The 14,153-nt window shown below is 46.7% G+C and carries 12 protein-coding genes; 3 read left to right on the forward strand and 9 right to left on the reverse strand.

Annotation, left to right across the window (positions count from 1 at the left end; genetic code table 11):
• The first annotated feature begins 130 nt into the window (after positions 1–130).
• Positions 131–997, forward strand: coding sequence for an ATP-grasp domain-containing protein (locus M3N64_RS06305; RefSeq protein ID WP_249099759.1), 867 nt, complete (start codon positions 131–133; stop codon positions 995–997).
• Between the two features lie 417 nt (positions 998–1,414).
• Positions 1,415–2,563, forward strand: coding sequence for a M20 peptidase aminoacylase family protein (locus M3N64_RS06310; RefSeq protein WP_249099762.1), 1,149 nt, complete (start codon positions 1,415–1,417; stop codon positions 2,561–2,563).
• Positions 2,564–3,034: 471 nt separating this feature from the next.
• Here the strand turns inward: M3N64_RS06310 and M3N64_RS06315 are convergent, their stop codons facing one another.
• The 7 genes from M3N64_RS06315 to M3N64_RS06345 all read right to left on the reverse strand — a co-directional run bounded on the left by M3N64_RS06315 (position 3,035) and on the right by M3N64_RS06345 (position 10,691).
• Positions 3,035–3,787 carry a gamma-glutamyl-gamma-aminobutyrate hydrolase family protein gene (locus M3N64_RS06315; RefSeq protein WP_249099765.1) on the reverse strand — a complete coding sequence of 251 codons (753 nt, stop codon included), beginning with the start codon at positions 3,785–3,787 and terminating at the stop codon, positions 3,035–3,037.
• Positions 3,788–3,857: 70 nt separating this feature from the next.
• A complete protein-coding gene (locus M3N64_RS06320; protein ID WP_249099768.1) occupies positions 3,858–4,538 on the reverse strand; it encodes a helix-turn-helix domain-containing protein in 681 nt (226 codons plus the stop codon).
• Positions 4,539–4,563: 25 nt separating this feature from the next.
• Positions 4,564–5,760, reverse strand: a complete 1,197-nt coding sequence (locus tag M3N64_RS06325; RefSeq protein ID WP_249099771.1) for a MalY/PatB family protein — start codon at positions 5,758–5,760, stop codon at positions 4,564–4,566.
• A gap of 430 nt (positions 5,761–6,190) precedes the next feature.
• Positions 6,191–7,123 (reverse strand): DUF1861 family protein, encoded by a 933-nt coding sequence (locus M3N64_RS06330; protein ID WP_249099774.1) that lies wholly within the window; start codon positions 7,121–7,123, stop codon positions 6,191–6,193.
• A 92-nt stretch (positions 7,124–7,215) separates the two neighbouring features.
• Positions 7,216–7,884, reverse strand: a complete 669-nt coding sequence (rpe, locus tag M3N64_RS06335; protein WP_368389896.1) for a ribulose-phosphate 3-epimerase — start codon at positions 7,882–7,884, stop codon at positions 7,216–7,218.
• 294 nt (positions 7,885–8,178) lie between these two features.
• Positions 8,179–10,191 carry a methyl-accepting chemotaxis protein gene (locus tag M3N64_RS06340; RefSeq protein ID WP_249099775.1) on the reverse strand — a complete coding sequence of 671 codons (2,013 nt, stop codon included), beginning with the start codon at positions 10,189–10,191 and terminating at the stop codon, positions 8,179–8,181.
• 125 nt (positions 10,192–10,316) lie between these two features.
• Complete coding sequence (locus M3N64_RS06345) at positions 10,317–10,691, reverse strand: OsmC family protein (RefSeq protein ID WP_249099778.1); 375 nt, start codon at positions 10,689–10,691, stop codon at positions 10,317–10,319.
• A 355-nt stretch (positions 10,692–11,046) separates the two neighbouring features.
• Here M3N64_RS06345 and M3N64_RS06350 point away from each other — a divergent pair, with 355 nt between their 5' ends.
• A complete protein-coding gene (locus M3N64_RS06350; RefSeq protein ID WP_249099782.1) occupies positions 11,047–12,072 on the forward strand; it encodes an LCP family protein in 1,026 nt (341 codons plus the stop codon).
• 46 nt (positions 12,073–12,118) lie between these two features.
• Here the strand turns inward: M3N64_RS06350 and M3N64_RS06355 are convergent, their stop codons facing one another.
• Complete coding sequence (locus M3N64_RS06355) at positions 12,119–13,246, reverse strand: iron-containing alcohol dehydrogenase family protein (protein ID WP_249099784.1); 1,128 nt, start codon at positions 13,244–13,246, stop codon at positions 12,119–12,121.
• A 108-nt stretch (positions 13,247–13,354) separates the two neighbouring features.
• Complete coding sequence (locus M3N64_RS06360) at positions 13,355–13,984, reverse strand: HAD hydrolase-like protein (protein ID WP_249099790.1); 630 nt, start codon at positions 13,982–13,984, stop codon at positions 13,355–13,357.
• Between the last annotated feature and the right edge of the window lie 169 nt (positions 13,985–14,153).

The following is a 14,153-nucleotide window of genomic DNA, read 5'->3' on the forward strand; positions in this document are numbered from 1 at the left end:
ATCTTCTGAAATGACTGACCGGGATGCACATCATCCTCTTGCACATGCTCGGTCCCTGTGCTACAATGCCGCTGATCATATTGATTTACATCCAGTGATGATTATAAAAAAGTGAATGCGCGGTGATTGCATGGCCTACGGTTGGATGATTTATTCCAAATCGGTACTGCACAATAAATATGGAAACAATGCTTTTGAATGGATGGTTGACACTGCCGCAGCACACGACATTCATCTGGCGATTATTTTTGCGGAAGATCTGGCTGTCTGTATGGATTTATCAATAACTTTTATCTATAAAAATAAATCTCTTAATCTGCCCGATTTTGTACTGATGCGCTGCTACAACCGAATCCTGGGCATGCAGCTGGAGGCGCTGGGCATCCGTGTCATCAATACGACCGAAGCCATGTTCCGTTCACGGAATAAAGTGATTACATCGCAAATGTTGAATAAAGCCGGAATTCGGACACCGAAAACCCTGTACACGGGGCAACATGACTATCATCTGATCAGTACCGCTTTTGACCGGCGTCCGTTCGTGATGAAAGCCGTGGAGGGTTCACAGGGAACGAATGTCTGCTTAATAAAAAATGAATCTGATTTTGATAAAGCCTTCAGACAGACGAATGGCTTCTTTCTCTGCCAGGAATATATAGAAGAAAGCAGTGGAAGAGATCTTCGTATTTACGTACTCGGCGGACGTGTACTCGGCAGCGTGCTGCGGACAGCCAAAACAGGATTCCGGGCAAATTATGCATTGGGCGGGCGCGCAGAAAGCTATGAAACAACGAAAGCCATTGAAGCGATTTCCATTCAGGCTGCTCAGGCACTCCAACTAGAGTTTTGCGGCGTCGATCTCCTCTTCGGTAAAGACGGCCTGACTGTCTGCGAAATGAATGGAAACGCCGGTTTTCGGACACTGTCAAAAGTTTCAGATGTGGATATTGCCGAAGAGCTGTTCAACTATGTTGATGCACAGATCTATGCTAATTAGCATGTGACTCACAAAGAATCACGTCGTAGCCCATTTCGCTTGTCATGCGGAGTGGGTTTCTGCGTTTTTTACAAACTTAAGAAACATTGATAACCTACTTGAAGTGCGCGTAACACGGCTTGAATGAAAAAGCCATGCGATAAAAACCAGTATTTACAATATAAGATTCTGCTCCGTTGGTATGACGATCAGCGGTATTTCAACGTGAAGTCTGTCCAAGGCACGTAAGCGCACTCCGTGGAGGCTTGCGGTGTGCCCAGCAGGCGCAGCGACAATGCATCTTAAAGGCATCAATCAGCAAGTCATATTGGAGATCGCTGGCCGGGTAATAGCCTGTTTTTCTCATGCATTGAAAAAGCTGTCTCGTCATGCTAAGTTAAGAAATGAATAAATATTTAGAAATCGGAGGCATGCTGCATGGAACTCGAATTAAATAACACTATCAAAGAAAATGTAATGGTACTCTTCAACTATTTACATACGCATGCAGAAATCAGCATGAAGGAGACACAAACCACTGCCTTCATCAAAAAAAAGCTTGAGGAAATAGGGTACCGGACACAGACTTTCGATGATTGCCCAGGGGTAATCGGGGAGATCGGAAGCGGAAAACCGGTTGTCTCCCTGCGCGCGGATATGGACGCACTCTGGCAGAAAGTGCACGGGAAACTTCAGGCCAATCACTCATGCGGCCACGATGCGCATATGTCCATGGTGCTTGGCGCTGCAATGCTTTTGAAGGAGCAGTCGGAATCATTGGACGGCACGGTCCGGCTCGTCTTCCAGCCGGCGGAAGAAATTGGCCGTGGTGCGCTTGAGTTGAGCAGGCGCGGTGTTCTTGACGATGCTGATTATTTCTATGGCGTGCATGTGCGCCCGATTGAAGAAACACAGGACGGTCATGCCCGGCCGGCGATTCTTCATGGTGCGTGCGGAACCATTCGCGGCGTGATCGACGGTGAGGATGCTCACGGGGCACGCCCGCACCTCGGTACCAACGCTATTGAGGTGGCTGCGTCAATCGTGCACGCGCTTGGCCATCTGCATGTCAATCCCATGATTCCAAGTTCAGTCAAAATGACGAACCTCCATGCCGGATCAGCAACCAACATTATTCCCGGCCACGCCGAGTTCAGTCTGGATGTCCGTGCGCAGAACAATGAAGTCATGAGTGAACTGAAGAAAAAAATCAGACAGGTCGTTCAGGGCATCGCTAGCAGCTACGGTGTCAGCATTCACTTGGACGATGCGCACGGAAGTCCGGCTGCTGTCTCCGATCCAAAGGCGATTGCACTCATGAGTGAGGCAATTAAAGCTGTTCTTGGCGAAGAAAACTGCGATCCGGCAAGCCAGTCAAGCGGCGGGGACGATTTTCATCAATACGCCATCCGCACACCGGAACTGAAGTCGACTATGCTGGGTCTCGGATGCGACCTTAAGCCAGGTCTGCATCATCCGTACATGACCTTCAACCATGAGGCAATGTATAGCGGCACACTCATTCTTGCAACTGCAGTGATCAAAACGTTCGAAGAGATAAGCAAAACGACTGCAGAAAAGCACTGACTGCATGTTCAGAAACGTCAGTTACCAGTCAAATCGGAAAATCGGAAGCTGTAACGATACTGAGAAAAATCGTACCGGTCAAATCGATTAATCGCGAGTTACCGGTCATCACCCGGTCACAATTTTCGACCAAAATCGTTAACCAATTCCTTTTATTTGATCGTAGCCACAGCTGCTCACCTACCGCTGCCAACCATACCCCTCTGGCGGGGCATGCATATTTCTTATAGACATTAAAAAATCCTCCATCAGAAAAATGGAAGATTTTTTATAAGCGAGTTTAAAATTCAGCGGATTATTGTAGTATAAATGCGACGGCGGCTTTGCCTTCACCAGAGGCTTGGCAAAGCCAGGTTTTCTAGTTCGAACTATTATGGCTCATCACATATTGAACCGATTTAATGTTTTAAAAATTCTCAAACGACTGGCTGCGACACAGCTATATATCCAGCTAAAAGTAAACCATGCCCCTCAATTCAGAAATGAGATATCCGCTCTTTCACGCTTTCTTTTTTCGCATGCCGCAACAAAATACTTAAACAGAGCCAGCATCAGATCATTTCCGCCTGCAGTCATTGACTCAGGATGCCATTGAACGCCCATCACATCATTCTCGGTCAGATCAATCGCTTCAATAACGCCGTCTGCCGAGTATGCCGCAGTGTGAAGCCCCTTGCCAAGCCGGTCAATCGACTGATGATGCAGACTGTTGACGATGATCATCTCCTGCTCATCAAGAATTCGATACAGCTTTGATTCCTTCTCCAGACGTACGCGATGGCTTCCTTCCTTGCGGGAAACCTTTTGTTCATGCTGAATCGGATGGTCAAGCGTACTGCCGATATCCTGAATCAATGTGCCACCGAAAGCCACGTTGATGACTTGAAGCCCCCTGCAGATGCCAAATACCGGCTTCCCCTTCTTAATCGCTGCATCAATGAGCTGAAACTCAGTCTGATCACGTTCTGTGTCGAATACACCACAGTCAGGCAACGGATCCTGATCAAAGAATCGTGGATTTACATCGCATCCCCCGCTCAGCAGAAAACCATCGCACAACTCGGCGTACTGTTCAACACAGGGGCCAGATATAATTGGCAGGATGAGTGGGACAGCACCTGCCTTGATTAAAGAAATAAGATAATCTTTATGTGTATAGTCGCCCTCTGAAAAAGCGCTCAGTTTGACATAGCCACTCGTGATCCCAATCACTGGTTTCAGCATCATTCTGCCCCTTTCTACATTGGATTTACCGTTTAATATAATGACTTTGTCCGGTTACGTCAATGGATTATTACAGCATATCCGGATCGAAATCAGGCTCCCCCTTCTTCATTTTGCTTAGGTAGCGATAGATAGTCGCTTCCGATGTTTTCAGTTCCTGAGCGACAAGGCTGACAATCCCTTTTATCTTAAAAATGCCGTTGCTGTTCAATTTATGAATAATTTCCAGCTTCTCCTTTTGGGACATGCGTACAGGCGGGACTTCCATACTTGAGATGACTTCTTTAATACTGTTGACAGCAATGTCCTCAATTGAAGGAAGCGGACCTCTCGGCGTATGAGCCATGGCATACTGGTGCCCCGTGTCGATCCACCCTTTCAGGTACTCAATCACTTGCGCCATTCTCTCTGAATGGACAGAGATGTTCAGCAGGCCAATGACCGCACCATACGCATCTCGTATAAAATATGCTGACGATTTTATGACCGTTCCGTTTTCAATGACACGTTCATCATTCGTCATGAATGGATGACCTGACTCTTTTCCTTTTTTCAATAATTCTGAAAGATCAACCGAATCGGAAGAGGGATGGTCGCTGGATGGCCCGCTGAGTGCAACCACAGAAAAAGAGCCGTCCTGCACCGCATAAAGAACGATTTCCGTACCATCACCCATGACCTCGCCTAAAAAAGAGACAAGATGTTTATATCGTTTCAGTTTATCCGTTATATTTACCTCCTCCTTGCTCACAGCGCAAGCGCATGTCATGCGGAAATCAGGAAATGTGCGCATGCGCCTGTTTTACCTGTTTGAACGCTTTCAGCATCTTATTTACACCTTCTATAACAAGCACGCGCGGGGTCGCGACATTCATACGGATAAAACCACGACCTGCTTCTCCGTAGAGACTGCCCATCTGAAGCGCGACTCCCTGCTCAACTAATGCGGCGTTAAGCGTGTCTTCCGTAACATTAAGTCCTTTATAGCTGATCCACATCAAATAAGTGGCATCATTATCCATACATCGAATGCCTGCAACCTCAGACAGACATGCGCGCACATAATCCATATTTCTCTTAATATAAGCCATAAGTTCGTTCAGCCATTGTTCTCCCTGCCCATAAGCCGCAGTCATAGCCGCAATCTGGAACACGTTGATTTCCGGATAAACCATCTGTTTTTGTTCTTCTTGAAGTTTCACTGCCAGATCCGGGTCAAATGCCAATATGTACGAAGGACCAATTCCTGCCAGATTGAACGTTTTGGTTGGCGCCATTAATGTAACGATTCTGGCACATTGGTCACCCGCGAGCTGTGCAAGCGGCTGATGCTTTTTCCCTGGCAGAACAAGATCCGAATGTATTTCATCAGCAATAACGGGCAAGTCAAATTTTGCGGCCAGATCGAGAAGCTGGCGCAATTCCGCCTGGGTCCAAAGACGTCCACCGGGATTATGCGGGGAACAAATCAAAATGCAGGACACATGATGCTCAGCAATTTTGCGCTCCATATCAGCGATGTCCATATAATAACGATCGTCATGGATCTCAAGTTCAGATACAATCGGAACGCGGCCCAGCTGATTGATCTGTTCAAAAAAAGGATTGTATACCGGATTGTGGATCAGAACCCTGTCTCCTTTCTGCGTCAGCACGCGCAGCGCAAGTGCAACACCTGAGACGACATTATGGTTGAACACAATCGTATCGCTCCGCACTTCCCAGCCATAGCGCTTCATCAGCCAGTTCTGCACAACTCCATATAATGATTCCGGACAATAAGTGTAACCGAAAACCTTTTGTCGCACACAATTTTTCAGTGCGTCAAGAATAAAATCCGGTGCCTGAAAATCCATGTCGGCAATCCACATTGGGAGAAGATTCGGTTTGCCATACAATACCTCTGATCTGTCCCATTTTACACAATTTGTATTTTTTCGCTTAATCTGTTGATCAAAAATAGACTCAGGCACATTGCCTCTCTCCTTCCAAAAAGCAGACCTATGAAGAAAAATCATCTTAAATTGTGCGCGATATAAAATTGTTATTGCAATAATAATTTATTTATTGTTTATATTTTCATTCTTTTATGAAAATAAGTCAACCACATTTTTTAATGCCTTTTCGTTTGCCGTGCCATTCAGCAAAGCGGTGAAAAGTGAGCAGTAAGGTTTTTTGTGTAGGCCCACCATGGGTTCGTTGATCTATTCTTTTTGTTTGTATCGTCGCTGTGACTGCCCGCGGCCAATAGAAACATTTCGCAGGAGTCGTACCCAAGCGCTTAATTCCAAAACGCGCGCGTCATTTTAAAGGGTGTCCCATTGTCAATAGACTTTTGAGACACCCTTTTTTGTATACTGAAAATTTTTTGAATGCTGGTGAAACCAAATTTTCTAACATAAATTAATTAATTCGCTCAAATTTTGCGAATGGGTCATCAATGACGATCCGCTGCGCTTCCGTATCACTTGTACCTGCATATAATGTCATTCGCCCATTACTGCGGGTGGCTCCGCCGGTAAACACGACATCCTGAAGATCTGGACGTTTGGCCGGACCCTCTATAAAGTCATCCCGTGTCGCAATAATCTCAACCGGCGAATGGCGTCCGGTAAAGGGGTCCAAAGTAAATGCCATTGAATAATAGTGCCTGCCGCCGCGATCATCAAAGCGCGCAATATGACCAAGAATACCTGCAAGGCCATTTTTCAGCGGATGAATCTCATTGGCACCACCCCATTCTTCTTCGGCAAAGTGTCCCTCAAGCAATGGTGCACATTCCACTTTTTCAATACTCAGTTCGCTCAGCGATGCGAGCACGACATAGCCGATTTTCCCGCGTCCTCCTTTTGTGCCCTGTGGCCGGGTTAAGACAAGAATCAATCCGTTTGGAAGCTGCGCAAGGCGCAGATCCTTCATACCGATTGGCCCTTCAAAAAAAAGATTTAATGAACGGATGCTTTTACCTCGATAGAGCAAGGTTTTCCATGCTGCATGCCCGTCCGCATCATATTCAACCCACACGCCTCCGAAAAGTAACGTGCCACCAATCTGTGCCACAAAGGGATCCTGAAGCGGGAAAAACGGCATACGTGAGATCAGCTGCCACCCCCCCTCTGCTTCTTCAAAAAAACCTACATGTGCACGTTCACTGTCACGCGCCTCGACACGTGCCGCAATCACCCATCGCCCATCATCGTAAAAAGGAGCCGTGCAATTGTATACATCTTTTTTTGCACCGGCCCCCCGAAAATTCAGTTTTTCCACATGATACACTGCCGGATGTCCAGCCTTGTACCGCTCCAGTAAATCCAAGCATTCCGTCACATGTTCCATGAATCTGCGCCTCCTAATGATACGTGTCCGAATTAGAGATCATTTTCGCTATAAGTTTGCCTGTATTTAATCTCATGTGCTGATGCTGCTTTTCATGAGCCATTACCAGTCCCCTTGAAAATGCTCCGTTTCAATCTTTCAATTGCTGTGTGACGATCTGCCGAAGAGAAGATACCCGATCCGGCAACAAAAAGTGAAGCACCCGCTGCATAGCACAGCGGAAGTGTATGCTCGTTGATGCCGCCATCCACTTCAATGGCAACCGGGCACTTCAGCGTATTGATCATCGAGCGAACTGCCTTTATTTTATCCAGCATGGAAGGAAGAAAACGCTGTCCGCCAAATCCAGGATCAACGGTCATCACAAGAACATAGTCAACATCCTTAATGATTGCTTCAAGCGCGGATGCGGGCGTTGACGGATTCAGAACAACACCTGCTTTTGCGCCGCCATCTCGAATTATTTGGACAGCTCGATGCAGATGCCGGCATGCTTCGACGTGAATCGAAACCATGTCGGCACCTGCATCAAGAAACTGGGGCAGCAGAGGAATCGGTTCTTCAACCATCAGATGTACATCCTGAGCAATCGCCACTTCTCTTTTCAAGGCTTTAATCACGCCGGCACCCATAGACAGGTTTGGCACAAAATGACCATCCATCACATCAACGTGAATCAGATCAGCATCATGCGCCACATCAAGTACCTCTTCTGCGAGATGTGCAAAATCAGCAGATAAAATGGACGGCAAAATCTTCATCAGACATCCCCCCTCAGGCAGGTAAGTATTTTCTGACGCATATTCTTTTTCTGGTAAGCAAACAACAACCCCTGTTCATTTTCAGTTTATTCCTCTATTCTACCCAAATATAGAGGATACGGAGCAAAATCATATACTTTAACTGAAAAAGATTCTGAATCCTAAAGGATTCAGAATCTTTTTGCGTGCTTATGCGGTAACGAAAAACTGCTTTGTACATGAAAACGACAAAATCTGTTCTTTTCATCTTTATTTCCCAGGAAATGATTGTCCATTCTTGTAAAACACATGTCTTCATCGTTTATTCATCGTAAATTGAGCAACCACCTGTCTGAGTTCATCGGCAAGCGTTGACAGACTTGTCGCATTGTTGGCGATTTCTTCCATTGATGCCGATTGCTGTTCCGCAGCAGCCGACACATTCTCAGTAAGTCCAGTAGCCGTTTCTGATAATTGAGCAATGGCATGGACACGGGCGGCAATATCGCCGGCCGCTCCTGAGATTTCCTGAACCGAATGTGTCATCTCGTTCGCTGCCTCGGATACAGAGGAAACTGTATCTTCAATATCCGTAAAGGTTCGCGTAGCTTCATCCGCGACCGTAATCCCATGATCCACCTGCTGCGAACTTGCTTCAAGAGTCTTCACAAGTTCGCGTACTTTTTCGGAGAAAGCTTTCTCAATATCGGCGATTTTCTTCGTTGCGTCTGAAGACTGGCTGGCCAGCTTCTGAATTTCTGCAGCAACAACGCTGAAGCCTTTGCCATGTTCACCAGCGCGCGCTGCTTCAATCGCCGCATTGAGCGACAAAAGATGTGTCTGCGCCGCAATGTCATTGATCAGATTATTAGTGAAACTGATCATTTTCAGTTTCTCCACTAAGTCATTCAGTTCACGCGTCACCTGATCATTGGTCGTGCGAATTGTTTTGATCTGATTGGTCACCTGGCCAAGTGATTGCTTCCCTGTGGTCACGCTCCCCATGGCTGCTTCTGATCTTTCGCGAAGCGCGGTCGCCTTAGAGGAAATATACTCTGTTTCCTGATGAATAGCATCGACACTCTGTTTGGAAACTTCAACCTTCTGATTCTGATCCTGCGCTCCGGCAGCAATCTCCTGAATGGACCGCGCAACCTCATCGGAAGTCGCTTTATTCTCCTCAGTCGAAGCCGTCAGTTCCTCAGAAGAAGATGCTACGGACGCTGCCTTTTCATCGACCCGCGTTAAAACCTGCCGCAAAGAATGAATCATTTGATTAAATCCGTTGCCCAAATGCCTGAATTCTTCAAAACCTTCTGTTCTGGCTGAAACAGTCAGATCTTTTTCTGTCACTTTTTTTGCGATCAGGATCAGATGGCTGATCGGACGAATAATCCAGAACACCGTGAGCAAAGCAATCGCCGCCGCGACAATGGCCGTAATCACCCCGATAATGATTGAATGAAGGAGGATACTGTTCGTCTGATCTGCCACTTCGCTCTTCATCAATGATCCTACAATCACCCAGCCGGTGTCTTTGTTTGTCACATAGATATCTCTTTTCTCCGCCCCTTTATACACTGTGTCAAAAGCGGCGCTGCCCGACTTTTTCATCTGGCGGATCAGCGCAGAATCCGGAACCTTAACACCCGGATCCAATTTCGGGTGAGCAACGATCTTGCCACCGGAGCTCACAATGAAGGCATAACCGTTTTTCCCGACATGCACGGAATTTGAAATCTTTTGCAGATCATCCAGTTTAAGATCGATCCCGACAACGCCGTTTCCATCCGAAGTGGTTTCCGACATGGATACGACATAATCTTTGACGAGCAACGAATGATGCGGCTCATTAACCATAATCTGATTAGGCTTCGCCATTGCGTTTTTAAACCACGGACGTTCGGCTGGATTAAAATCGTCCGGTTTAATCAGAGACTGCGGCGTGTAAACGTAACGACCTTTTTTGTCGCCGACATAAACCTGCGCCAGACCACTGTCGGACTGCTGCTGAGACAGCAAAGTATTGAGAACTTCCAGATTCCCTTTGCCCTCTATATTCGTAGCTGTCGTAATGTGATTGGACAAATAATCCAGACGCGTCTTCTCTTTACTGATTAACTGAGAAATGTTCTGATTCAGTAATTCAACGCTGTTCTTCGCACTGCTCTCCTTTTCTTCAATCAATGCGTTTTGGGCGTTGATGAATGAAGCGACGCCGACAATGACTGCCGGAATGATTGAAAAAGCAATCATGGCAATCATCAGCGTACTTTTCAAATTGATTTTAAAAAATCGAATGCGTTTCAATCTTTCTTTAATCGACATAAAAAGACACAGGCCCCTTTCTTTTGCTCTCGTTTTTATATCGGAAAGAATGTGAAAAATCTGTAATAAAGACTTAACACTTCTGTCCATTTTGTGAAATCGTGTATGGGGACCTGTGTGCTCAATCAGACAAACAGAATGGAAGCGTTGACTTTGACACGCGGATGGAGCGTTTGAATGACCGGACAATGCTCTGAAATCTGATAAAAAACGGACTCAATTTCTTCACGCACGCGATCGTTCGCCTTCATAAAAAATTGGACATCGATCTTTGCAATCGGATTGGGGTAATATACTCCGAGCTGATAGTCAAAAAGCACTTTATCTAATTCATAGGGAATGCCCCGCTCATCAAGCAGTTTTTCAAACACATAGGTGCTGCAGGCAGCGGCAGATGCCGCAACAAGCTGAACCGGGGAAAAACCGATATCCTGGCTGATTTGCCAATTCCCATGCTCATGTACCAGTTCAAGTGTTTCAGAAGGTTGAATTAATTCCATGACTGACACCTCCGCAAATTCATGAAAAGATCGTTGTTCTCACTATATGGACGGTACGGTATCAATATGAAAGCAGCACAGTTTTATTTAAAAGATAATGCCAGACGCAGCATTTTTTTACCGGTTTGCTGAAAGACATTGGAAAACTCAGGCTTCGCACATTCAGTGAATCTATTTAGCGAAAAACACAGTCTGATTCTTCAAGGCATGACCTTGGGAACGAAACATGAGATTTTTCCGACACTGATGAAAAAAGTGTCGGATTTTTGCTATACTAGAAAAATGAACTTGGAAAATTCAGGGCAGTTCATCGTAATTTGATTTGCGGCAGTGTCCGAAACCAAAGGAGAACAATATGAGTAAGAAAAATTATGAATCGGAAAACTCAAGAAGAAACTTCAGAAAGTCCAGAAAACGTCATCGAGTCCTTCGATATGTTCTGCTCAGTCTTGCGGTTCTTTTGATTGCCGGCTCTGCACTGGCATTCTTTGAGTATCATCGTCTATCACCCGAAAACCATTTCAGTAATCTGAAAGCAATCGGCGCCGCCGGCAACAATTCAAAGAATTACAAAGAAAAAGCGGGTACATTCAATGTCCTGCTTATTGGATCGGATGCACGTAAGAGCGGGACAGCAAGCCATACCGATTCAATGGTTCTGATACACGCCGACTTGAACAAGCATACATATAATATGCTCAGCATTCCGCGCGATACACGGGTATATATGAAAGGCTACGGATACACCAAATTAACGAGCGTACAGTACATCTCCCAGGTCAAAAAAGGAACGAAACAGGGAATCGTTGACGCTGTTTCTGCTGTTTCCGATCTGACCGGTGTACCAATCCATTATTACGCCGAAACTAACTATTGGGGACTGAAGGACATGGTTGATGCACTTGGCGGCATTGAGATGAATCTCCCATTCAAAGTCACACTGACTCACCCATGGTACTCCAGAAATCAGGGCAAAACCTTTGCTCCCGGCGTTCATCAGCTGAAAGGCGAAATGGTGGCCGAACTGACACATGAACGCTATTCGCTGCCCGGTACAGACTATGGGCGGCAGCAGCTGCAGCAGGCCGCGCTGATCGGAATCGCCAAGAAGATCATGCAGCCATCCAATGTGACCCGTCTTCCGGCACTGTCCCGTTCACTTTCAAAATTTCTGGTTGCCACAAATATGTCTACGGAAGATATGGTCAGTGTCGGCCTTGGTGTCAAGGGGAATTTCCATCCGGAGAAGCAAATCAAATACCGACAGGTTAAAGGGCACAGCGCAACCATGTATGATGATTTGCTCAAAGCAAATAACAGTCAGATCATTCTTGATTCAGATGAACTGAAAACAACGATCAAAAAATATTTCTCGAATTAAAGCACAGACAAAACCGGACCGCATGACGCGGTCCGGTTAAATTCATTTATGCTAACGACTGATAAATGCGCTTAAGCAACGTTTTCGTTATCGTGACCGGATTGTTCTTCATGTTGGGCGCAAAACTGTGATCAACCAGCTCATCAAGATCCGCGAGATGAATGCCGGCTTCTTCCAGACGAGTATGCATCCGCATCTCTTTTTTCATCTGATCGATACGATCAGCAAGCGCGTCACTGTCCTTAAATCCAAGTCGCCTGCTGAAGGCCTGCAACCGCTCCGCTTCCGGCCCTTCGGAACTGTTCAGCCGCCAGAAAGCGGAAAGAGTCAGCGCGCAGGCCTCTCCGTGAGGTATGCCGAAATCCTGTGTCAGCGGGTAGGAGCAGGCATGGGCAGCAGCTGTCTGTGTCATACCGAATGCCATTCCTGCGGTCACTGAAGCTTCACTCATCTTTGCGCGTGCTTCAGCATTGTCCGGTTCGTAATACACAGTCCGCAAATAGTTGAAAACCAGCAGCGCGGCACGCTCCGCTGCAAGGTCTGTCAGCGGCTGATGTTTCTTTCCATAATAAGCTTCCAGTGAATGGGCCAGAACATCGAAACCGCTTGCCGCTGTGACCTGCGGCGGACAGGTGAGCGTCAGTTCCGGATCCACCAGCGCATATGCGGGGTAGAAGAAATCACTCGAAAGCAAGGCCTTAATTCCACGCTTCGTATCAGTCAATACCGAAGCCGCCGTGACCTCGCTTGCTGTTCCCGACGTTGTTGGCACGGCAAGCAGCGGAATGCCCGCATGATCAATTTTCCGTTCACCGGAAAGATAATCCGCACTGCTGAAGGTTGTGCCGGCAATAAAACAGGCGGCCTTGGCGCAGTCCATTACACTGCCGCCGCCGAGCGCAACCGCAAAGGTACAATGAAGCGCACGAAGCTTTGCCGCACAGGCATCTGTGTTCAGGACAGTTGGATTCGGCTGAATTTCGGAGAATATCCCGATCAGGCGGCCACGTGATTGTGTTATAATGTTTTGGGCGATGCCCCTGCGTACCATTGACGGTGCACTGATCAGCAAGCCACGCGTCAGATTCATCTGCTCAAGAATCTCAGGAAGCCGGCTGATTTTCCCAAAGCCGAAGTCAATGGGCACCGGTTGTCTGTAAAAAAAGTTTTCCATGTTCCGCACCTCATTTTCTTGCTGACGTTACTGAATAATCTCATCATAAAGGACCATGAGCAAGAAACAAGAAGCTGGCAAACGAAAATATTTGTGCGACTGCACAAATCAGAGCAGACGGACAATACGCAGTACATGGGCCGGTTCGTAAGCAATAAAATCCGGATGCGCGCGACGCACATTTTCAATGCCGTCAAACCCCCACGCCGCCCAGACCGATTGCACACCGCTTTTTCGGCTTGCAAGAATGTCGCGCTCCTCATCGCCGATATAGATAGCCTCAGAGCCGATCAGCCGATGCTGTCTCAAGTATTTACGTATCAGCCGATCTTTGGCGAACAGCTGTCTCGAGCACATAATCTCAGAAAAACAATCCAGATGATGGTGTTCAAGAAAGGCATGTATGTTTTTCTCATCATTGGATGAAAGAATGGCAAGCGTGTAGCCAGATGCATTTAATGCATTCAGCATCTCACGCACTCCTTCCATCAAGGGAACGGATGCCATCGAACGCTGGTGCAGCCTGGCGAACTCGCCAATGAGAAACGGAATTTTATGAAACGGGATACCAAGCACATTGCTGCGCTTCTTCATGGAATATCCCTTGAAACGTTCAAAGTCGGCATCTGTCAACTTTTTATAGTGATGCCGTTCAGCCAGTACATTGTATGAAGAAAGAAAAGCAGCCTTTGAATCGGCCAATGTCCCATCAAAATCGAAAAGGATCGCTTTTAACATAATGAAAACCTCGATGTATGGATTTTTTGCCGATCCTGATTATCTTCATTTTATATGCAGATGTCTGTTTCAGGAAATCCGTAATGCGAAAATCTGCCTTCGCCCGGCCTCTGGGGAAGACGCCGTCGCACTTATACGATCATCCTTAAAGATATATACTTTCAGCGTA

This window comes from Sporolactobacillus mangiferae, from assembly GCF_023336505.1.
Classification (GTDB): Bacteria; Bacillota; Bacilli; order Bacillales; family Sporolactobacillaceae; genus Sporolactobacillus; species Sporolactobacillus mangiferae.

What these genes read in the sequence shown, in the direction of transcription:
- M3N64_RS06305 (WP_249099759.1), top strand. Translation starts at nt 131, where the DNA reads ATGGCCTACGGTTGGATGATTTATTCCAAATCGGTACTGCACAATAAA.
- M3N64_RS06310 (WP_249099762.1), top strand. Translation starts at nt 1,415, where the DNA reads ATGGAACTCGAATTAAATAACACTATCAAAGAAAATGTAATGGTACTC.
- M3N64_RS06315 (WP_249099765.1), bottom strand. Translation starts at nt 3,787, where the DNA reads ATGCTGAAACCAGTGATTGGGATCACGAGTGGCTATGTCAAACTGAGC.
- M3N64_RS06330 (WP_249099774.1), bottom strand. Translation starts at nt 7,123, where the DNA reads ATGGAACATGTGACGGAATGCTTGGATTTACTGGAGCGGTACAAGGCT.
- rpe (WP_368389896.1), bottom strand. Translation starts at nt 7,884, where the DNA reads ATGAAGATTTTGCCGTCCATTTTATCTGCTGATTTTGCACATCTCGCA.
- M3N64_RS06340 (WP_249099775.1), bottom strand. Translation starts at nt 10,191, where the DNA reads ATGTCGATTAAAGAAAGATTGAAACGCATTCGATTTTTTAAAATCAAT.
- M3N64_RS06345 (WP_249099778.1), bottom strand. Translation starts at nt 10,691, where the DNA reads ATGGAATTAATTCAACCTTCTGAAACACTTGAACTGGTACATGAGCAT.
- M3N64_RS06350 (WP_249099782.1), top strand. Translation starts at nt 11,047, where the DNA reads ATGAGTAAGAAAAATTATGAATCGGAAAACTCAAGAAGAAACTTCAGA.
- M3N64_RS06355 (WP_249099784.1), bottom strand. Translation starts at nt 13,246, where the DNA reads ATGGAAAACTTTTTTTACAGACAACCGGTGCCCATTGACTTCGGCTTT.
- M3N64_RS06360 (WP_249099790.1), bottom strand. Translation starts at nt 13,984, where the DNA reads ATGTTAAAAGCGATCCTTTTCGATTTTGATGGGACATTGGCCGATTCA.